The organism is Exiguobacterium sp. KKBO11 (assembly GCF_001644945.1).
GTDB classification, from domain to species: Bacteria; Bacillota; Bacilli; order Exiguobacteriales; family Exiguobacteriaceae; genus Exiguobacterium_A; species Exiguobacterium_A abrahamii.
The window spans coordinates 1-21,127 of the sequence record NZ_LUCU01000055.1 but is presented as its reverse complement, the minus strand read 5'-3'; the positions used below and the strand labels follow the sequence as shown (position 1 = coordinate 21,127).

Genomic DNA, 21,127 nt, shown 5'->3' with positions numbered 1-21,127 from the left:
AACAAGCCCGTATGCACTCTTTGAACGAGTGGACATACAGGCTTTTTATCATGTTTGCGAAAGATAACCGAACGTCGCGTCACACTCAGCGAAGCGTTCCTTCAACCGGGCAACACGATCAGCAGGAAGTGGACCGCGCTCAATTAATTGCTGATTCAAAGCGAGGTGTTCTGGTCGAGACGTACCGATGATGGCTGTCGTGATCCCTGGCTCAAAGACCGTGAAACGAAGGGCAGTTTCAAGCCAACTCGATTCCTCGAGTGGATAAGCGAGTTGTTGCGCACGTTCCCAGTAGGGCTCGACGTACTGTCCGACCGGACGCTCCGTGAATCGCCACGGGGCGTTACCGATTGGACGCTTGGCGATGACACCGTGATCTAGAAGGGTGGGCAGGACTTCATCGACACGTTGATCAAATAGATTGAATGACGTTTGGAAACTGTCGAAGCGATTCGTTTCGATAGCATATGTTAAGTCTTCCCGATCACCGGAATAAGCGATGACGCGGACTTTTCCAGCTTGTTTTGCTTGGTCAAGCGCTTCGATGACATCTCCCTGGGCGAGAATTTCTCGACTACAAGAATGGAGGTGTACGATGTCGAGATAATCCGTTTGCATCGTCTGTAAGGCTTGATCGATGCCACCATGGACCGCTTCAAAGGTCCAGTCCTGCGTACCGGGAACATCATAGCCGACTTTCGTCGACAGAATGACGTCGTGACGACGATTCTTTAGAAATTGTCCGACGCGTTGCTCCGATAAGCCATAGCCGCGTGCTGTATCGATCAGATTGATGCCGAGATCACGTGCTTGTTCGAGTAAATAAACTGCTTCGCGATCCGTCATCTGTTCTGCGCCGATGTGACCAGCTCCGAACCCAAGCGGGGATACGAGTAGGTCGGATGTTCCAAAACGTCTTAACTCCATGAACGATACTTCCTTTCAGAAAACCTGTAGTTTTATATCGATGATGCTCGTTTTTGTTGAATACGATAGGCCAGATAACCAACGAGTGCCACGCCTGCAATCGACCATTGGATGATGGATGAGGATTGCATGAACTGATGGACGGCGAACACTTCGATTAACATGGCTGGAATTTTTCCGATCGTACTCGCAGTCAGGAAAAGTAGGATGGAAATACCACTAGCAGCACTGACGATGTTGACGATGCCAGACGGGACGAACGGTAACAGCCGCAGCAAGATGATCGTCAAAAAAGCTTCGCGTCCTTGTTGTGCTTGTAGTTTTTGTTGCAAACGAGCGAATCGATCCGGAAGTGGGCGACGAAGGGCATACCGCAGTCCTTTTCGGTAAAGTAGAAACGCACAAACCGCACCTAGGACTTCACCGATGAAAGAGAGCAATGTGCCCATCCATAGACCGAAATAGACGAGATTCGCAGCGGTGACGAACGTACTCGGTAGGACACCAAGTACACTGACGACGACGCCGACTAAGACACTAACGAACGGAGCGAACGGTCCGAAGAGTTCAAAGGTTTGGATGACATGATGTTCCATCATTCGAATCCATCCTCTTCATCCGGAAGAAGCGGTAACTCGATGTGGACAGTCGTTCCTTCTCCAAGAACGGAGTCGAACCGGATTGTCCCATCATGACGATCGATGATGTGTTTCGTGATGGCAAGACCAAGACCGGTTCCGCCATCTTTACGCGTCCGTGATTTATCGACACGGTAAAAACGTTTTGTCAGTCGATCAAGATGCTCTTCCGGAATGCCTTCTCCTTCGTCCCGGATAAGACAATGCGTCCGGTCGCCGATCGTTTCAGTCGATAAGAAAATCTGTTTACCAGGCGGTGTGTACCGTAAGGCGTTATCGAGTAAATTGCCGAAGACTTGCTCAAGGCGGTCTGTATCGCCTAAGACGATTTGATCCGGATCGAGATTCATCACGAACGTGACTCCTTTTGACTGGGCGATGGGTTCCATCCGGTAAATGACATCTTCAAGTACTTGGCTGAAGACAAGTGGTTGTTTCGACATCGGATAGGAATCGCGTTCAAGTTGAGCGAGATCTAGCAAATCATTGACGAGACGTTGCAGACGCTCCGTTTCCCGCTCGATGATTTGGTAATACTGCGCACGCTTTTCTTCCTCGAGCGAATCATCCTGCATCATCTCCGTATAGCCACGGATGTAGGAGAGCGGTGTCCGCAATTCATGACTGACGTTCGCGAGGAACTCCTTCCGCTGCTCGTCGACTTCTCCGAGCGATTCCGCCATCTTATTTAATGTTTCTGCGAGTTCCCCGATCTCATCGTCCGATTGAATCGGAATCCGATAATCAAAGTCACCTTGTGCATAAACAGTCGAGGCGCGCTTCATGTCGATCAACGGACGGATGATCGTATCGATGATTTGTCGTCCGAAGATGACGAGATTCAAGACGATCAGTCCGATCATGAAGAAGATCATCAGGCGGAGTGGGCGGAATGGTTCACTGATTTGACCGAGTTCTAGATATAAAATCAATGTACCGACCAGTCGATTGTTTTCGATGATCGGAAATCCGGTCATCAAAATGTCCGTTCCTTCAATCGGATGGGTCCGACTGGAGACGACGGTTTCACCGTTTCGAAGTTCTTCGATATCCGCATTCGTCAAAAAGCGCAGTCCAGCTGGATTTTTCTTCAGGAAATCGATAAAGAAGACTTTCGATTCCGTCAACTCATTCGTATAAGTCATTCCATCGTAAAAAGCACCAGATAATCCTTCAGATTCATAAATGTTGATCAGCTTTTCGCCTCGGTTCAATAAGATATCTTCCTGCGTTTGAAGATAGAACCGGTCGTAGAGATAGAACGTCAGCAGGACGAATAAAATAGCGGAAAAAACGCTTGTGAACCAAATCGTGATCCAAATCCGGCGCCGGATCGTATAGCGCTTAATCATACTTCCTCGAATTTATAACCGATGCCCCAGACCGTTTGAATCGAGCCACCAGCTTCCCCGAGCTTTAAGCGAAGTGTTTTGATGTGTGTATCGACCGTCCGTAAGTTCCCGATATAATCCGCACCCCAGATTTGATCGAGTAACTGTTCACGAGAAAAGACCTTATCATTGTTTTGAGCGAACAGATGCAACAAATCAAATTCCTTACGCGTCAGACTGACCGGTTTGCCATTGACGTGGACACTCCGACTTTCGGTATCGAGTTCGAGCATTCCGAGCGTTAAAGTAGCCGATTGATCAACTGTAAAGCGGTGAGAACGACGAAGCGTCGCTTCGATGCGAGCAAGCAGTTCTCGAGGGCTGAATGGTTTTGTAATATAGTCATCAGCTCCGATTTTCAGCCCGTGAATGCGATCGAGTTCATCCGAACGTGCCGTCAGCATGATGATCGGAACGTTTGAGAATTCACGGATGCGCATACATGCTGTCAAGCCGTCCATTTCCGGCATCATGACATCGAGTAGAACGAGATGGAATGTATTTTGTTGAATGAGATGGATCGCTTCTTGTCCGTTAGAAGCTGTCATCGTCGTGTAGTGTTCTTTTTCAAGATTCGAGACGAGAAGGTCACGCATTTGTGCTTCATCATCTACTACGAGAATGTTAAACGATTCTGGCATTAGTCTTCGCTCCATTTCCTGTAGAAGAAAGTGTTTCTTCCATAAAGATGAGTTTTCTTATTTATCATACCATTTCAAACTTTAGAAGCGCATGCGTGGACACAAAAAAGCATGAGAGACAAGGCTCTCATGCTTCGAGTTGTTGGTGATCGTATAGTGTTTCGAGTTCCCGACCATGAATGTACATGTGGAAACTAGATTTAGAGACTTCATATAGGGTGAACTGTGTCTCACCGGCATTCAATTGCTCAAGAAGCGCAGGGCGCAACTCATCCGCACAGAACGCATACGGCAATTTTTCAGCTGCTTTTTGTGACCGAATATTGCTTTTGCGAATTTTCATGAAGACACTCTCATATCCAAGCTCGAAGAACAGCTCAGAGAAGAAGGCTTCTTTCGCTAAATGATTGTATCCTTTACCATGATACGGTTTACCTAACCATGTACCGAGAAACCCATATTGTCCTTCGATATCGAGTAAACTAATCGTACCAATCGGTTGATCGAATTCATCTAGGATGGTACGTGATACGATTTCACCACGTTCTTCCTCTTCGATTGCCTGCTTTGTAGTAAACAGAAATTCATCAAAGTACCGTGTTTTTTGGCGGACGTACGGATATACGTCTTGATGCTGCATCAGTTCGAACAAATCAGCGCAGTCGCTCAGCTCCCGTTGCTTGAGCATACTTCCATTCCTCCTTTTAGGACCGCAAGAATGATTGTCGAAAGCTACCTGTCTGACTCGTTTGAACCGCGCATGGTATGCCTTCTTCAGTTGTCGGATAAGATAATATTACCTTCTTTTTTTAAAATTGCAAGAAAATAATTTTTGTGAAAAAAGATACAAAAACAAGATGTTTTCCGTAAGCGTCTAAAACCCCCGAAAGGTGCAAAAAACACCTGGCGGGGGTGGGGTTAAGTCAAGTTCAGTTGAGCGTGTTCAAAAATGATTTTTCCGTCAATCATCGTCATGAGCGGCTTCGCTAAATAGTCGAGTGGGAAGTGACTCCATAGGACGAGATCCGCGTCTTTTCCGACCTCGATCGATCCGACGCGATCGTCCACACCGAGCGAGCGGGCTGGATGAATCGTGATCGCGCGCAAGGCGACATCGACTGGTAGACCTTCTCGTGCAGCTAGACCGGCACAGAGATTCAAGTACTGGACAGGAGTGTACGGATGATCGGTCGTAATCGAGATTTCGAGACCATGCTCATGAAGAATCCGGTACGTTTCCCATGTCTTATTCTTCAGTTCGATTTTAGACTTTCGCGTGAAGGTGGGTCCGACCGTCACTTTTTCGATCGGTAGCAACTCCATCTCTTTTGCGACGAGATGACCTTCGGTACAATGTTCAATACGTAAATCAAGATCGAACTCTTCCGCAAAACGGATGGCAGAAAGGATATCATCTGCTCGGTGCGCATGTACACGAAGCGGCATTTTATGATCAAGGACCCGTTTGATCATCTGATGGGCGAACGTTTCGGAAACTCGTTGTGTCCGAACTTCAAGAAAGGCTTCGCGCAACATCCCCATGATGCCCATCCGTGTCAGTTCACCGGCACGACCAGCACTATGGACACGCTTCGGGTTTTCACCGAGCGCCACCTTCAGACCCGCATACTTTCGAAGAATCATATCATCGATGAACCGTCCGTGCGTCTTGATGACACTCGTGACGCCACCGATGATGTTCATGCTACCAGGCATGACTTGAACGGTCGTGATCCCATGTTCGACGGCTTCCTTAAAGCCTTCATCCAGCGGATAGACGCCATCAATGGCACGCAGATGAGGAGTCATCGCGAAAATCGTCTCATTCGCATCATTTCCGACGGTTCCGGTGCCTTCGTCATATAATCCGAGATGCGTGTGGGCATCGATGAAACCGGGCAATAAAAAGTGACCTTCTGCTTCAATGACTTGATCGTTGTCTAAATGATCCAGTAATTCACCGATTTCAATGATTTTTCCATCACGAATACGGATGTCCCCGTAAAAACTGTCCGAAGTAATCGGATAGATATGTGCATTTCGAATTAAGATATCCAAGTATCGTCCACCCCTGTACTAGTTTGAATGCTCGATTGCTCGCAATGCATCCTTTAGTTCAGCATACCGAAACTTGTATCCGTTTTCGAGCGCTTTTTTCGGGATGACACGAGCTCCTTCTAGTACAATCGTACTCTTTTCACCGAGTGCGAGCTCTAACGCGAAGCGTGGCGCCGGGAGCCAGTGTGGGCGATGTAAGACTTTTCCGATTGTCTGTCCAAAACGCCGCATCGTCTCCGGGTGAGGCGCAGTGATGTTCAGCGGTCCTTCGACTGTCGGGGTCTCAAGTGCGAATAGGAATAAATCGACTAAATCATCGATGTGGACCCAGGAGACCCACTGTTTTCCGTCGCCCATCGTCCCACCACCAAACAAGACATAAGGCAGGCGCATTAACGGATAAGCGCCACCGGCTTTCGTTAAGACGACACCGATTCGTGGATGGACGAGTCGAATGCCAGCGTCGGCAATCGGACGGGCAAGATCTTCCCACGCGACACAGACATGACTTAAGAAGTCAGCGGTCGGTGGAAGGGGGTGATCTTCAGAGAAGGTTTGATGCCGATTTTGTCCGTAAATGCCAACTGCAGAAGCAGATAAAACGACATTTGGTTTTTGATCGAGTGCTTCAACGATTCGCACGAGCTCCTTCGTCGTGCTGACGCGACTGTCGAGAATGACGCGTTTGCGTTCATCTGTCCAACGTCCGTCGTTGATCGAAGCACCAGCAAGATGAATAAAGGCATCGACGCCTTCTAAGTGCTGTTCCGGTTTTGCGTCTTCTGTCATCCACTTGATATATGTGACATGCGCGTCATTTGCTTTCGGATGACGCGTTAAGATAAAGATGTGATGTCCTTGCTCGAGTAAACGTTTCGTCAAGGCTTGACCAATCATACCGGTTCCACCGGTAATCGCAATGTTCATGTAATCCATCCTCCCTAAATAAGTAAAAGTAGCTTCTTTCCATTTGTTCCCGTTCCATGGTTTCACTCAAACATAGACCTGCCTGTTCATGATATCGTAGAACTACCGAATCAGGTTAGGGGAGGGAACGAAATGAAGATCAAACGGATCTCGACGCAGAAAAAGAACAGCGAACGATTCAACATCTATGTCGAGCGCGATGGCAAAGAGGAATATGCCTTTGCCGTAGACGTCGATATCTTAATTAAATACAATCTACAACGCGATAAGGAACTGGATGACGACTTCGTCAAGGAAGTGTTAACGGCTGAAGAACAGCAAAAAGCGTATCGTCTCTCGTTGAATCATTTATCGTACCGCATGCGGGCGACGAGTGAAGTCGTCGCCTATTTAACAGAGAAAGAGACACCGGAGCATGCGATCAAACATGCAATCGATCGATTGACGGAGCAACGCTATTTGGATGATCAACAGTTCGCACTTGCTTATACGGCAACGAAAAAAGCGACGACACCTCAAGGTCCGGGACGGATTCGCCGCGACCTTGAGGCATTGAAGATACCGAAGACAGCGATTGATGAAGCGATCGTGACGTTTACGGATGAAGAGGAATACGAAAAAGTCCTGAAGTTTTTGCGGCAAAAGCAAAAAGAGCTGCAACGGCGTTCCGTGCGGGAACTGACACAAAAGTTGCAGTTAACGCTCATGCAGCGTGGGTTTTCGTCCGATTTGATTAAAGCGGGCATTGAAGAGGTGTTTCGAGCTGAAGAAGGTGACGAAGAAGAACAAGCGGCCCTTTATCAAGCGCGCAAGTATTATCCGAAATACCGACAACTTGAACCGTTCGAACGCGAACAAAAAGTCAAGCAAGCACTCGTCCGAAAAGGATTTCCATACGGTCTAGCCGCTCAAGTCCTCGAACAAGTCAAAGAAGAAGAGGCGGAGTAATAAAAGCAAGACGAAAAATTGACAATTATCCGACAATTGTGCTATTCTACGCACAGACTAAGAAAAGGAGGAACCGTCCTATGAAAAAGCCAATTGGTTTCACTCATATCCAACAGCTGAATACGACGGAGACTCTTGAGCACGTATAAGTAATTCATTTCATGTGCGAGCAAGGGGATTCGTCTCCCGAGCGCGCAGACGAACAAGAATGCATCATGCCCATTTCAAGGCATACTGATTCTCGGACTGCATCCGGAAATCCGTATGCCTTTTTGCGTGCTCGGAAAAAGTACTTCATTTCACAGTAAAGGGGGGACCCTCATGCGTTTATTTCGGCAATTGAGTTGGTTTCTAAAAGAACACAAATCATCGTATCTCGTAGCAGTCGTCTTATTGATCATCACCGGCTTCATCGATTTAACGCCGCCATGGCTAATCGGTAAGGTCATCGACGGATTGCGGTCGGGATCGATGGACCAGGCGACGCTCTTGCAATACGTCATCGGATTAACAGTCATTTCCATCGTTTCCTTCATCTTGACGTATCTGTGGTTAGCGAAATTATTCGGAACGGCATTTTTATTAGAACGGACACTTCGGAGTCGCTTCTTTACGCACTTATTGAAACTGACGCCGACGTTCTACCAAAAGAATCGGACGGGAGACTTGATGGCGCTCGCGACGAACGACTTGAAGGCGGTCGAGCGGACAGCTGGATTTGGTGTCTTGACGCTCGTCGACTCGTTGAACATGACAGCGATCACCCTCGTCGTCATGGGGGTGGCGATCGATTGGAAGCTGACGCTCGCTGCCTTGTTACCGATGCCACTTCTCGCCTACGCGATGAATAAGCTCGGAAGTCAAATTCACGGACGCTTCATCACTGCCCAGGATTCATTCGGAACGATGAATGACCAGGTCGTCGAGTCGATTTCTGGACTGCGTGTCATCCGCTCGTTCGTACAAGAACCAGTCGATGTTAAACGCTTCGACGATGTCACGACGGATGTCTTTGAGAAAAACATGCACGTCGCAAAAATCGATGTCTTGTTTGAACCGATCATCAAGCTGCTCGTCGGTTTCAGTTACTTGATCGGCTTATCGTTCGGGACATATCTCGTCTTTACGAACGACATCACGCTCGGACAATTGGTCGCCTTTAACATCTATCTCGGGATGCTGATCTGGCCGATGTATGCCTTTGGTGAATTAATCAATGTCATCCAGCGTGGGACAGCGAGTCTTGACCGCTTAGAAGCAACGATGCGAGTCAAACCGTTGATTGCTTCGACACCGCGGGAACACGTCGAACATCCCGAGCGGATCGAGATGAACGATTTGACGTTCACGTATCCAGAGACAGCCCATCCGGTCTTGCGAGATTTGAATATTACGATCGAACAAGGATCAACGATCGGTATCGTCGGACCAACGGGATCCGGGAAAACGACGTTCTTGCGTCAATTCTTACGTGAGTATCCAATCGGACGGGATATGCTGACGGTCAACGGCGTACCGTATGAAGATATTGCGCTAGAGACGGTTCGCGGTTGGACGGGTTATGTGTCACAAGAACATTTACTATTCTCAAAATCTGTTCGGGATAACATTCTGTTTGGTGCAGGTGAAGCGACAGAAGAAGAATTGCAGGAAGCGATTCGTCTCGCATCGTTTGAAAAAGATATCGAAACGCTGGAACAAGGACTTGAGACGATGGTCGGTGAACGTGGCGTCACGTTATCAGGAGGACAAAAGCAACGTCTCTCGATCGCGCGGGCGATGTTAAAAAAACCAGAGTTGCTGTTGCTTGATGATTCACTATCAGCGGTAGACGCGAAAACGGAATCACATATCATTGATTCGATTCGATCGAATCGTCACCAATCCACGACATTAATTGTTGCCCATCGTTTGTCGGCAGTGGCACATGCGGACGAAATCATCGTCTTGCAAGATGGAATGATTTCTGAACGAGGAACACATGACAGCCTGATGGCACAAAATGGCTGGTACGCTCAACAATTCGAGCGACAAAGTGAAGAGATGTAAGGAGGTGCCTCTGCATGAATGAATTAGAATTATACCAACTCGATCCGGCACGTCGGAAGACGACGATCCGTTCGTTGATCCGCTATGCGATGCATGAGAAACAAGCGATCTTTTTAGGATTATTTTTACTCGTACTGGCAGTCGGAGCGGAATTGACAGGTCCGTATATCGCCAAAGTCATCATTGATGAACATATCGTGGCAATTGAGAAGGACTGGGTCGAAGTTAAATCGGACGGTGCGGTCACGTATGACGGCCGTCAGTTCGCCAAAGCACAAGACGTCTCTAAAAGTCAGATCGTTCAATCCGTCTCGATCGTCCAAACGACCAACGGCTACTTTTTCGTACCGAAACAAGTCGTCAGTGGAGGAGAGCGGAAAATCAGTGGAAATACGATGACGGTCACGCGTGGAGACGACGTCTACACGTATGATAATATTCAAAAACTGACACAAGGACAGGTCTATGATTTTTATTCAAAAGACTTAAAAGCAATCGGCTGGTTGTCCTTGATCTATGTCCTTTTGCTGCTGGTAGCAGCTGGTTTGAACTGGATTCAGCAAATCTTGCTCCAGCGATCTGCTCATAAAATCATTAAACGGATGCGTCTTGATGTCTTTACGCATCTGCAACGGTTACCGGTTCGTTATTTCGACCAGACACCGATCGGGAAAATCGTCAGTCGAGTCACGAATGATACGGAAACGATTCGCGATCTATATCTCGGTGTGCTCGCCCGGGTCTTCTCGGGGATCATCACGATGGCGGGGATTCTGGTCGCGATGTTCTTCCTCGATTATCGCTTAGGACTAGTCTCGCTGATCATCATTCCAATCGTCTATTTCTGGATTCAGCTGTTCCAGAAACTCGCGACGAAAAACAACTTCAAGGTCCGATCCCTCGTTGCCGACATGAATGGTCAACTGAATGAGAACATCCAGACGATGCCGATCATTCAGGCTTATGCACGTGAGAAGGAAGTTCTTGCCGAATTCGAACAAAAGAACGAAGAGAACTATCAGACACGGGCAAAGTTGTTACGACTTGATGCCCTGATGTCCCACAACTTATCCTACTTTTTGAAAAACTTGACGCTCGCCTTGTTGATTTGGGTCGTCGGTGGGAAAAGTCTGACGAACGGCTCGTTTTTATCGCTCGGGATCTTATATGCGTATATCGATTACGTGTCCCGTTTATTCGAACCGGTCACCCAAATCATGAATCAGCTGTCACCGCTACAACAAGCACTCGTGTCAGCGGACCGAATGTTCCAGTTGCTCGACGAAAAGGGAGAGCCGGTCGAACAAGGTCGTGTTGCTCGGTTTAAAGGGGCGGTGTCCTTCAAGGACGTCGAATTTAGTTATGAAGCGGGAAATCCCGTATTACGTGAGATTCAAATCGATGCTCGTCCTGGCGCGACGATTGCCCTCGTCGGACACACGGGCAGTGGGAAAAGTTCGATCATGAACTTGCTGATGCGTTTCTATGATCCGTCAAAAGGACAGTTGTTGATTGACGGACAGGACGTGACGACTTTACCGAAACAAGCGGTCCGTGAGCATATGGGGATCGTCCTACAGGATCCGTTCCTCTTCACAGGAACGATTCGCTCGAACATCACACTCGGCAATCCTGATATTTCCGAAGAACGAGTACGACAAGCGATTGAAGCTGTCGGTGCGGATCGGTTCATTGATCGTTTACCGAACGGGCTCGATGAACCAGTCATCGAAAAAGGTGCCACGTTATCAGCGGGGGAACGGCAGTTGATCAGTTTTGCCCGTGCGCTAGCGTTCGACCCTGCGATCCTAGTTCTTGACGAAGCGACAGCGAGCGTTGACTCGGAAACGGAAGCGGTCATTCAGGATGCTTTGCTGACGTTAACGAAAGGGCGGACGACGTTCATCATCGCCCACCGCTTGTCGACGATCAAGGATGCGGATGAGATTCTTGTTCTCGATCATGGTCGGATCGTCGAGCGAGGATCCCATGATGTGCTCCTTGCAACGTCCGGGATTTATGCGAAAATGTATGCGTTACAAAGTAAACGGAATCTTGAATTGAAATCAAGCTAATCCATCCAGTTTCTCCTCCTTTTCGTTTATACTGAAAAACGAAGAGGGGGAGTTTTTGTAATGGAGACACGGATGAGTCAATTATCGAAATACGAGCTTGAGATGTTGATCACGAAATTAAGTGAACAAAAACGAAAAGCGGAGCAACACGGGAACGTCAGTGAAGTGGAAGTCGTGACGCGAAAAATCGCCATTGCGAAAAGTTATTTGATCGATCCGGCACGATTCGAACGGGGAGCCTTTTACCGAATCGAAGGAGAAGAGGCACGATTTGAGTTACACTTCGTCAATGGCGTCATGGGCTGGGGACATTTTGAAGGAACCGCTCAGGAAGTCGCGATTCCGCTCGCGTTATTCACAGGAGAGGGAGAACAGACATGACGAATCGAGAACAAGCCCTTCAGCAACTGGCTGAAGAATTATTGCAAGTGAATGAAGTATTAACCCCGGAAGAAGCACTGACGTGGGTCGAAGTGCTGTGGGAAGATTTCGAAGCGACACTCGCGCGCGCAGGTGAGAAATATCAAGGTGAAGCCGTCGCGGTTCATTTCGTCGAGCAACAGATCAAACAGCACGGGGCAATGTTACACCGATTTAATACGACGAACGAAAAATTCAAACATTTGATGACAGGTCGAAACGTCGAATGAAAAAAAGCTCCGCACATCGGGATTTCCGTTGCGCGGAGCTTTGTCTTTATAATGCAGGGATGAACAGTTTTTTCTGCAAGGTCCGTTCGCTGAACACCCAGCCGGTATAGGAGCTGACGATCTCTTGTGTGGCAGCGTCGATTCTGACGACGGCAACGAATGGATATACTTCCTTCGTGAAGTAACGCAGGTTGGTGAAGCGGTATTCGACAATGCCATCCTTTCGTGAGACCGTATACGTATGAATCTTCGAAAACTCAAGAAACGCTTGCAAGTCCGCGTTTTGTTTGACGATTTCGTACAAGGCGTCACCGTGTGGTTCGTCCTTGATCCGGAAGTTTCCGCATTCGACGACGGTTCCACTGTTAATCTTAACGACGGAATACTCATCGCGTAAACGTGCCGCGACATGCCACTCATCCCATTTCATGCCAGGGGAGATGAACAGTTTATGCGCGCCGCGATAATAGCGGGCTGCGGTCGCGAGGGCATCGTTTCGTAACTTGAATTGAACAGCGTAGTAGATAATGACGATGGCGATTAAAATCGGGAAGATGACGATCGTCGCTCTCGTTAGTAGCCAAATCCCGAACGCGGCATAATACATTGTGAACAGATATGGATCAAATGTATTGATGACACCCCAACCGATCCAGGATTTTTTGAACGGGTGTAAGGCTTGTGTTCCGTAAGCGTTAAACAGATCGACGAAGACATGAAGAGCGACAGCGATCTGCGCCATCAGCCATAATGAAGTCGGAGGTACACCGAATAACGTGCCGATGACGATTGAAAGTAATAACGGCCAGGCGAGCAAAGCGATCAACCCGTGCGATTTTCCGCGGTGTTGACGCAAGTAGGCGCTGTTTCCTTTAAACTTAAAGACAGTATCGAAGTCCGGTGCGTGTGAACCGACGAGCGCCGTCGTCGTCACGGCAGCAAACATCGTCGTGCTCGCTGCGACGTCAGGGTGTAGCGTCGAGATGGCGGCGAGACAAAGTCCCATGCCGATATGCGTACCAGTATCCAATGCGAATTCGCTCCTTCTATAAAATCGTGATGGTGAATCCATCGAGGTTCTGCCGAGTAATTTTTAATAAATATATCGTATCCAAGAGAAAAGAGGTAACCTTTTGACTGTCGTTCAAGAATATTTCACAAACTTTAATAAAACACAATTTACCACAGAACTGATTACCTGGTTCCTTCGTGAACAGCGGGATCTCCCGTGGCGAAGAACCAAAAACCCATATCATATCTGGATTAGTGAGATCATGCTTCAACAAACGCGCGTCGATACAGTCATCCCGTATTATGAGCGCTTCACGAAACGTTTTCCGACACCGCATGACTTAGCAGAAGCGGATCAAAGTGAAGTCCTGAAGCACTGGGAGGGCTTAGGGTACTATTCCCGTGTCAAGAATCTTCAAATCGCGGTTCAGGAAGTTGTTGAAAAATATGATGGAATCGTTCCGGACGAAAAGGAATTGTTCAGTCAGCTGAAGGGCGTTGGTCCGTATACGACAGGAGCGGTTCTATCGATTGCTTATGGGCAAGCAGAACCGGCAGTAGACGGAAACGTGATGCGCGTCCTCTCGCGTGTACTTGGGATTTATGAAGACATTGCTGCGCCGAAGACGCGGAAATTGTTTGAAGCAGCAGTTCATCAATTGATTGATCCGGCTGATCCGTCAAGTTTCAATCAAGGCTTGATGGAACTCGGTGCGATGGTCTGTACGCCAAAGTCTCCGATGTGTGGACTCTGTCCTGTTCAAGACGTTTGTTTCGCATATGATCGAAATGCACAGGAAGAACTACCTGTGAAGACGAAGAAAGGGAAGACGCAAATTATTCCGTATGATGCTCTCGTCTATGAAACGAACGGAAAAATCGCAATTGAACAACGAGCAGAAACGGGTTTGCTCGCAGGTATGTGGCAATACCCACTTCGAGAAGCAGAAGAAGATCGTAATGGGACGCTTGTCGGTCACGTCCGACATATCTTCTCACACCGGATTTGGGAAATTGCCGTCTATCGCGTGACGGAACAGCCGGACCAGACAATACTGGTTGATCAGGAAACGTATGCGACACATCCGGTATCTGTCGCGCAAATGAAGATTGATCGACTATTAAAGGGGGAGATCTAATGCATACTTTTCGTTTTGAGACACGTGTCGATACATCAAAGGAGCAAGCGTGGGAGTTTTTAAGTGACGCCAAGGCCTTAAGTCGATTGACGGTATTTCCGCAAGTGAAGACGTCGGGTGATACACGGACGCGAGCAGGAAATACGATTCGTCTGCGCGTTGGTGTTCCTCCACTATTTGTCTCGTGGACGTCTTGGATTCCTTTCGTAGAAGAATATGTTTTCGTCGATGTCGGTACAAAAGTTCCGTATCCATTCCGGGCATGGTGCCACGTGCACCGAGTCGAAGAACGTGAATCTGGCGTCTATTTCGTGGATGAAGTGACGTACGCATCCTTCTTGCCAGCCTTCGTCATTGAAGCATTCATCTTGAAACCGATGTTCAAACAACGAAAAAATGCGATTTTGAATCACTTTCAAGCCTGAATTCCGTCATTTTTCTGAAAAAATACCCTTTCGTTTTTCATGCGTTCTGAAAATGGGTATAATAAGCACGAGAGTATAACAGAATGGAAGAAAAACGCTTTAGAAAGGAGTAGCACATGAGTCGATTCCCAAAAGAAAGTAGCAAGATTGAGATTCAAAGTTTCAAACATAACGGGAGCTTACACAGAGTTTGGGAAGAAACGCTCGTGCTGAAATCGACGGAAGAAGAATTGATTGGGTTCAATGACCGCATCATGGTCAGTGAATCGGATGGTCGTCAGTGGCGAACACGAGAGCCTGCAATCTGTTACTTTTCAACAGAACTCTGGTTCAATGTCATTTGTATGATTCGGGAGGATGGCATTTACTATTACTGCAATCTTGGATCACCTTCTACGTTCGATGAGAAAGATCGAGCAGTCAAGTACATTGATTACGATTTAGATATCAAAGTGTATCCGGACATGTCTTACATGATCCTCGATGAGGACGAGTATGAGAAGCATCGCCGCGAGATGAACTATCCGAAGGCGATCGATCGTATTTTGAAAGACAATGTCCAAATCCTGATTCAATGGATCCGCAGTCGCAAGGGTCCATTTAACCCGGCTTTCGTGGATATGTGGTATCGTGAATATGAAACAAGATATCGGAGATGATGGTTCGCCATCGTCTTTTTTTAATTGAAGGAAGTGAAACACGTGGCAACACAAGCAAAACGTAAGAAACAAGGTTCGATCCGCCGCTATATGGCGTTCGTCAAGCCGTATCAAAAACAGATTCTCCTGACGGTTTTCGTCGGGATCATCAAGTTCTCGATCCCACTTGGACTTCCGTTGTTGTATAAGTACATCATCGACAATATCCTAACTGGAAACACGATGCCGATGGCGGAAAAAAGTAAACAATTGGCGTATTTGATCGGAGCGGGTGTCTTCATCTTCCTGATCGTCAAGCCACCGCTTGAATACGTCCGTCAATACCTCGCGCAATGGTCAGCGTCGAAGATTTTATTTGACGTTCGTAATCGATTGTTTGATCATGTTCAGAAATTATCGCTTCGTTTTTATTCGAATACGAAAACCGGAGAAGTCATCTCGCGAATCATCAATGATGTCGAGCAGACGAAAGACTTCGTCGTCACGGGATTAATGAACTTATGGCTTGATATGATTACGATTTTCATTGCGATCGCTATCATGTGGACGATTGATCCGAAGTTGACGCTCGTCGCCATTATTCCGTTACCATTCTACGCCCTCGCCGTTAAGTTCTTTTACGGTCGCTTACGCGGATTGACACGGGAACGTTCGGCAGCACTTGCGGAACTACAAGGTCATTTGACGGAACGGGTCAACGGCATGGCAGTAATTCGTAGTTTTGCACTCGAACCGCACGAGAACAAAGCGTTCAAACATCAAAATGATGGGTTCTTAAAAGCGGCGCTGCGTCAAACGAACTGGAATGCGCGGACGTACGTCGTCGTCTCGACGATTACGGACTTCGCACCGATCCTTATTTTCGGGACAGCGGCGTTCTTCGTCTTGAACGGACAAGTGACACTCGGGACGATGGTTGCGTTCATTGGTTATATCGATCGCTTGTATGCGCCGCTCGGTCGTCTCGTCAACTCCTCAACGACGTTGACGCAGTCGATCGCTTCGATGGACCGGATGTTTGAGTTTTTAGATGAGCCGTATGACATCACGGAAAAACCGAATGCACGCGATCCAAAAGATGTCCGCGGAAACGTTCAGTTCGAAAACATCAGTTTCGCTTACGAAGAAGGCGGCGAGCTAGCAATTGATCGCTTAACGCTTGACGTTCAGGCAGGTGAACGGATTGCTTTCGTCGGGATGTCAGGTGGTGGGAAATCGACGCTCGTCAGTTTAATTCCACGCTTCTATGATGTGTCTGCCGGTCGGATCACGCTTGACGGCGTTGATATTCGTGACTTGAAGTTGCGTGGTCTTCGCGATCAGATCGGGATGGTCATGCAGGAGTCGATTCTCTTCAGTGAGTCGGTTCAGATGAACATTAAGATGGGGAATCCGGAGGCGACGGATGAGGAAGTCATCGCAGCGGCAAAAGCAGCGAATGCCCACGAATTCATCGAACGGTTACCAAACGGTTATCATACGCCAGTCGGTGAACGAGGCGTCAAGTTATCGGGTGGTCAAAAGCAACGTCTAGCCATCGCTCGGGTCTTCTTGAAGAACCCGCCGATTCTGATTTTGGATGAGGCAACGAGTGCGCTCGATTTAGAGAGCGAAGCGATGATTCAAGATTCGTTAGCACGTCTCGCGAAAGGACGGACGACGTTTACTGTCGCGCACCGTTTATCAACGATTACCGATGCCGATAAGATCGTCGTCATCGAAAATGGTCAAATTACGGAAATCGGAACACACGAAGTCCTCATGCAAAAACGAGGCGCTTATTTCGAACTGTATGCCATTCAAAATCTGGAACTCGTCGAATAACACAAAAAGCAGCGATCCTCATGAGGGACGCTGCTTTTTTAGTGGGAGGACTTAGAGTCGAGCAAAGGCACGATCGACTGCTGCAATCGTCTCTGTGATGTCGGCTTCCGTATGTTCTGTCGTCAAGAACCACGCTTCGTATTTCGAAGGAGCAAGGTTGACGCCTTCTTCCAACATCAATTTGAAGAAACGTCCGAACATCTCACTATCTGCACGTTCTGCACCATCGTAATCGATGACTGTTTCGTCCGTGAAGTAGACCGTCATGGCACCTTTTAGACGGTTGATCGTAATCGTGACGTCATGGCGTTTTGCTGCTTCAAGTACACCTTGTTCGAGTAAGGCACCAAGGTGATCAAGTTGTTCATAGACACCAGGCTGCTCAAGTAATTCAAGACAAGCGATACCGGCAGCCATCGATGCTGGGTTACCAGCCATCGTTCCCGCTTGATAAGCTGGACCGAGTGGCGCGACGTGTTCCATGATTTCTTTACGACCGCCATAAGCACCGATTGGTAATCCACCACCGATGATTTTGCCGAGTGCCGTCATATCGGGGCGGATATCGAGTAACTCTTGTGCACTGCCGTACGTGAAACGGAAGGCTGTGATGACTTCATCATAGATGACGAGTGCGCCGTGAGCATGTGTGATTTCGTTGACCGCAGCAAGGAATCCAGGTTGCGGTTCGACGATACCGAAGTTTCCGACGATCGGTTCGACGAGTACACAAGCGACCTGATCGCCCCATTGTTCCATGATTTGACGATACGATTCGATATCATTGAACGGTGTCGTAATGACTTCTTTTGCCGTCGCTTTCGTGACGCCGGCTGAATCTGGGGAACCAAGTGTCGCTGGTCCGCTTCCTGCTGCAATCAGCATCAGATCCGAGTGACCGTGGTAACAACCACTGAACTTCACGACGAGCTCACGACCCGTATACGCTCGTGCGACACGAATCGTCGTCATGACGGCTTCGGTTCCCGAGTTCGTAAAGCGTACTTTTTCAAGCGAAGGGATCGCTTTTTGTAGTTTATGTGCAAAGTCAATTTCTAGACGGTGTGGTGTGCCGTAAAGAAGACCATTTTGGGCAGCATGGGTGATCGCTTCCGTAATGTGAGGATGACCATGTCCCGTGATGATCGGACCATAGGCTGCTAAGTAATCGATATAGCGATTGCCATCGACATCATAAAAGTAAGCACCTTCTCCGCGTTCCATATAGACAGGTGCGCCGCCACCGACGGCTTTGAATGAACGGGATGGGCTGTTGACGCCACCAACGATACACTCTTGTGCGATTTCATATAACGCCTCTGAAGTAGGACGTGTAGTGTGGGTAGACATGAGGATTCCTCCAATCGATGATTCGTGAAAAATATCACGATATGATTGTATCATGGACGTCAAATCCGATGCAGAGCCGTTGACGGAATGCCTATTTGTAGGTAGACTAATTATAAAGATTACAATCTGATAATCAATGAAAGATAGAAATGAGGGGATGGACGTGGCTAACGAAATGCTGGATGACGCCGTGAAGTCACTTCGGGAATCAGGCGTTCGAATGACACCACAACGTCACGCGATTTTGGAATATTTAACGACGGGACACACTCATCCGACAGCGGATGAGATTTATCGTGCACTCGAACATCGATTTCCAAACATGAGTGTGGCGACTGTATATAATAACTTACGCGTGTTTCGAGAAAAGGGAATCGTTGAGGAAATGAATTACGGAGACGCTTCAAGTCGCTTCGATTTCGTTACGACACGCCATTACCACATGATCTGTGAGAACTGTGGAAAGATCGTTGATTTCAACTATCCTGTGCTCGATGATGTCGAAACGGTTGCGGCGCACTTAACGGGCTTTAAAGTCGATCGTCACCGATTAGAAGTGTACGGAACTTGTCCGGACTGTCAATCGAATGTCCAATAAAAAAACGAGCTGCCTTAGCGGGGAGCTCGTTTATTGTGTTTATTATATTTTTCATCAAATTCTTTTCCTTCAAGAGACGGATCCATCGTAAGTGGTTCATCGCAATGCATACATAAGTCGACGCGACCAAGGACTTTTGTTTCTTTTCCGCAGTTTGGACAAGTGACGACAGCTGCCTTCGTTGATGTCAGACCAATCAAGAAATAGAGTGCCGTACTGGCAAGAACCATGACGAAACCGAGAAGCATGAGTAAGACCATGATGATTTCAAATTGTTTGAGTAATAGACCGCCATACATGACGAGCATCCCACCGAACACAAGAAACATAGCAAGGTTTCGCGCGCGGTTTATTTTATTTTTACGTTGTTTTTTCAAGTGAATTCCCCCTGTTGTCAGTCTAGCATAAGAAGTGCAACTGTCTGAAGGAGGAAAGCTTGTTTTTTTGTCGAAAATGGTAACGACGAGTTCGTATAGAAGGGTGAGAAGTACATGGAACAAGCAACACGAACGATTTATTCGGAATACGCGGCTTATCGTGAAACACAAGGGATCATTGCTGTTGAGAAACGGCAACCACGGGATTCCTTGACGGATCAATTTGATACACTTCTTGTCGTCATCACGAGAGACCCAGAAGTCGAGTGGACGATCAAACATTATCGACTGAATACACTAAAGGTGTCATTACACCTCGTACATGAAGATGTCTTATCACGCTGGATTTTGTTAAATGCCAATCGACGTGCGATTCACTGGATTGCAGAAGGAACGATCGTTTTCGAACGGAACGATTATTTAGTTGACTTAAAACGGCAACTCTTAAACTTTCCTGATGAGGAAAGATGTCTACAGATGACGATCTCATTCGCTAAACTTCTGCGTCGTTTCCAAGACGGAAGGAATTTGTTCAGTCGCGGACATCATTATGATGCCTATACACACGTCCACCACGCTTTGCATCATCTCGCGCGATTATCGGTCCTTGAAAAAGGAAAACATCCCGAGACAGTCGTCTGGGAACAAGCACGACTGGATGATCCGGATGTCTATAAACTATATGAACAATTGTTGATGAGTGAAGAGACATTAGATCAACGTATTCACCTCGCCTTGATTGGTCTTGAGCATCTTTTGCAGTCGAAGGTCTTATCGGGAGGACGCTATTTATTCGAAATCATGCGTGAGCGGACGAGTCCTTGGACGATGTATGAATTGATGGAAGAAGAGCGACTGCAAGAAGTCAAAGTGGATTTAAGTAGTCTGATTGATTTCTTCATGCGAAAAGGTCTAATCAGGATTTCGTATCAAACAACTAAAGGAGCAGGGGTCGAACTCGTGACGTATGAGCCGGTCGTATGACGATCGGCTTTATTTTATCCATTTGATTGTTTTTTGCTATATATAGAAGGGAAAAGATTATAAAAGTTTTTTTAGAAAAACTATTGACGGTATTATACCGAGATAGTATATTAATACGTGTCGACAGGGCAACACGCACTGGACGGTGACGAGAAAGAAAAAAGATTTCAAAAAGGGATTGACGCTTAAGTTATTCCGTGATATCTTATTAAAGTCGCTGAAAACGACACGACGAACTTTGAAAACTGAACGATGAGGCAAAAATCGTATTCTACGGAATACAAAAACGAATGAAGCGCAAGCTTCGTCAATCGTGACTTCGGTCACACAACGAGCAAGTCAAACACTTCATGGAGAGTTTGATCCTGGCTCAGGACGAACGCTGGCGGCGTGCCTAATACATGCAAGTCGAGCGCAGGAAACTGACGGAACTCTTCGGAGGGAAGGCAGTGGAAT

General features: G+C 47.5%; 21 protein-coding genes and 1 rRNA gene. 12 read left to right on the top strand and 10 right to left on the bottom strand.

The features are described 5' to 3' along the window. Positions 1 to 48: 48 nt before the first annotated feature. The 7 genes from AYO36_RS14195 to AYO36_RS14165 all read right to left on the bottom strand — a co-directional run bounded on the left by AYO36_RS14195 (position 49) and on the right by AYO36_RS14165 (position 6,582). The gene (locus AYO36_RS14195) at positions 49 to 927 is read right to left on the bottom strand and encodes an aldo/keto reductase (RefSeq protein WP_064300791.1); all 879 of its coding nucleotides are present in this window, start codon (positions 925 to 927) and stop codon (positions 49 to 51) included. Between the two features lie 32 nt (positions 928 to 959). Beyond that, positions 960 to 1,526 (bottom strand): TVP38/TMEM64 family protein, encoded by a 567-nt coding sequence (locus AYO36_RS14190; protein WP_082874255.1) that lies wholly within the window; start codon positions 1,524 to 1,526, stop codon positions 960 to 962. Next, positions 1,523 to 2,917 carry a sensor histidine kinase gene (locus AYO36_RS14185; protein WP_023467298.1) on the bottom strand — a complete coding sequence of 465 codons (1,395 nt, stop codon included), beginning with the start codon at positions 2,915 to 2,917 and terminating at the stop codon, positions 1,523 to 1,525. The genes AYO36_RS14190 and AYO36_RS14185 overlap by 4 nt, the downstream gene beginning before the upstream one ends. After that, positions 2,914 to 3,597: a response regulator transcription factor gene (locus AYO36_RS14180; protein ID WP_023467299.1), complete on the bottom strand. Its 684-nt coding sequence runs from the start codon at positions 3,595 to 3,597 to the stop codon at positions 2,914 to 2,916. Before AYO36_RS14180 ends, AYO36_RS14185 begins: the two co-directional genes overlap by 4 nt. Before the next feature lie 127 nt (positions 3,598 to 3,724). Beyond that, positions 3,725 to 4,285, bottom strand: coding sequence for a GNAT family N-acetyltransferase (locus tag AYO36_RS14175; RefSeq protein WP_023467300.1), 561 nt, complete (start codon positions 4,283 to 4,285; stop codon positions 3,725 to 3,727). A gap of 230 nt (positions 4,286 to 4,515) precedes the next feature. Continuing rightward, a complete protein-coding gene (locus AYO36_RS14170; RefSeq protein WP_064300790.1) occupies positions 4,516 to 5,655 on the bottom strand; it encodes an amidohydrolase in 1,140 nt (379 codons plus the stop codon). An 18-nt stretch (positions 5,656 to 5,673) separates the two neighbouring features. Beyond that, entirely contained in the window at positions 5,674 to 6,582 is a 909-nt protein-coding gene (locus AYO36_RS14165; protein ID WP_064300789.1) for a TIGR01777 family oxidoreductase, read from the bottom strand. Between the two features lie 132 nt (positions 6,583 to 6,714). Between AYO36_RS14165 and AYO36_RS14160 the strand changes: the two genes are divergently transcribed. The 5 genes from AYO36_RS14160 to AYO36_RS14140 all read left to right on the top strand — a co-directional run bounded on the left by AYO36_RS14160 (position 6,715) and on the right by AYO36_RS14140 (position 12,304). Next, positions 6,715 to 7,530 (top strand): RecX family transcriptional regulator, encoded by an 816-nt coding sequence (locus tag AYO36_RS14160; protein ID WP_064300788.1) that lies wholly within the window; start codon positions 6,715 to 6,717, stop codon positions 7,528 to 7,530. Between the two features lie 321 nt (positions 7,531 to 7,851). Continuing rightward, entirely contained in the window at positions 7,852 to 9,579 is a 1,728-nt protein-coding gene (locus tag AYO36_RS14155) for an ABC transporter ATP-binding protein (protein WP_064300787.1), read from the top strand. Between the two features lie 14 nt (positions 9,580 to 9,593). Further along, a complete protein-coding gene (locus tag AYO36_RS14150; protein WP_064300786.1) occupies positions 9,594 to 11,654 on the top strand; it encodes an ABC transporter ATP-binding protein in 2,061 nt (686 codons plus the stop codon). A 60-nt stretch (positions 11,655 to 11,714) separates the two neighbouring features. Beyond that, a complete protein-coding gene (locus tag AYO36_RS14145) occupies positions 11,715 to 12,035 on the top strand; it encodes a DUF1811 family protein (RefSeq protein WP_023467306.1) in 321 nt (106 codons plus the stop codon). After that, on the top strand, positions 12,032 to 12,304 hold the full coding sequence (locus AYO36_RS14140; RefSeq protein ID WP_023467307.1) for a YfhJ family protein: 273 nt from the start codon (positions 12,032 to 12,034) through the stop codon (positions 12,302 to 12,304). Before AYO36_RS14145 ends, AYO36_RS14140 begins: the two co-directional genes overlap by 4 nt. Before the next feature lie 46 nt (positions 12,305 to 12,350). On the opposite strand, the gene AYO36_RS14135 is transcribed toward AYO36_RS14140, so the two are convergent. Then, the gene (locus AYO36_RS14135; protein ID WP_023467308.1) at positions 12,351 to 13,334 is read right to left on the bottom strand and encodes a metal-dependent hydrolase; all 984 of its coding nucleotides are present in this window, start codon (positions 13,332 to 13,334) and stop codon (positions 12,351 to 12,353) included. A gap of 103 nt (positions 13,335 to 13,437) precedes the next feature. Here AYO36_RS14135 and mutY point away from each other — a divergent pair, with 103 nt between their 5' ends. From mutY to AYO36_RS14115, 4 genes are all read left to right on the top strand, one after another. After that, complete coding sequence (mutY, locus tag AYO36_RS14130; protein WP_064300785.1) at positions 13,438 to 14,454, top strand: A/G-specific adenine glycosylase; 1,017 nt, start codon at positions 13,438 to 13,440, stop codon at positions 14,452 to 14,454. Continuing rightward, entirely contained in the window at positions 14,454 to 14,879 is a 426-nt protein-coding gene (locus tag AYO36_RS14125; protein ID WP_064300784.1) for an SRPBCC family protein, read from the top strand. Before mutY ends, AYO36_RS14125 begins: the two co-directional genes overlap by 1 nt. A gap of 116 nt (positions 14,880 to 14,995) precedes the next feature. Next, entirely contained in the window at positions 14,996 to 15,538 is a 543-nt protein-coding gene (gene ntdP, locus AYO36_RS14120; protein WP_023467311.1) for a nucleoside tri-diphosphate phosphatase, read from the top strand. Between the two features lie 90 nt (positions 15,539 to 15,628). Then, complete coding sequence (locus AYO36_RS14115; RefSeq protein WP_064300881.1) at positions 15,629 to 17,362, top strand: ABC transporter ATP-binding protein; 1,734 nt, start codon at positions 15,629 to 15,631, stop codon at positions 17,360 to 17,362. 51 nt (positions 17,363 to 17,413) lie between these two features. Here AYO36_RS14115 and AYO36_RS14110 read toward each other — a convergent pair whose 3' ends face one another. Then, a complete protein-coding gene (locus tag AYO36_RS14110; RefSeq protein ID WP_023467313.1) occupies positions 17,414 to 18,712 on the bottom strand; it encodes a glutamate-1-semialdehyde 2,1-aminomutase in 1,299 nt (432 codons plus the stop codon). A gap of 175 nt (positions 18,713 to 18,887) precedes the next feature. Between AYO36_RS14110 and perR the strand changes: the two genes are divergently transcribed. Next, the gene (gene perR / locus AYO36_RS14105) at positions 18,888 to 19,310 is read left to right on the top strand and encodes a peroxide-responsive transcriptional repressor PerR (protein ID WP_369792039.1); all 423 of its coding nucleotides are present in this window, start codon (positions 18,888 to 18,890) and stop codon (positions 19,308 to 19,310) included. A gap of 14 nt (positions 19,311 to 19,324) precedes the next feature. Here perR and AYO36_RS14100 read toward each other — a convergent pair whose 3' ends face one another. Further along, complete coding sequence (locus AYO36_RS14100; RefSeq protein WP_029340912.1) at positions 19,325 to 19,687, bottom strand: DUF2614 family zinc ribbon-containing protein; 363 nt, start codon at positions 19,685 to 19,687, stop codon at positions 19,325 to 19,327. Between the two features lie 114 nt (positions 19,688 to 19,801). Here AYO36_RS14100 and AYO36_RS14095 point away from each other — a divergent pair, with 114 nt between their 5' ends. Beyond that, positions 19,802 to 20,671 carry a nucleotidyltransferase-like protein gene (locus tag AYO36_RS14095; RefSeq protein ID WP_035398755.1) on the top strand — a complete coding sequence of 290 codons (870 nt, stop codon included), beginning with the start codon at positions 19,802 to 19,804 and terminating at the stop codon, positions 20,669 to 20,671. A 347-nt stretch (positions 20,672 to 21,018) separates the two neighbouring features. Continuing rightward, positions 21,019 to 21,127: ribosomal RNA gene (locus AYO36_RS14090) — 16S ribosomal RNA — on the top strand; the annotation flags it as partial.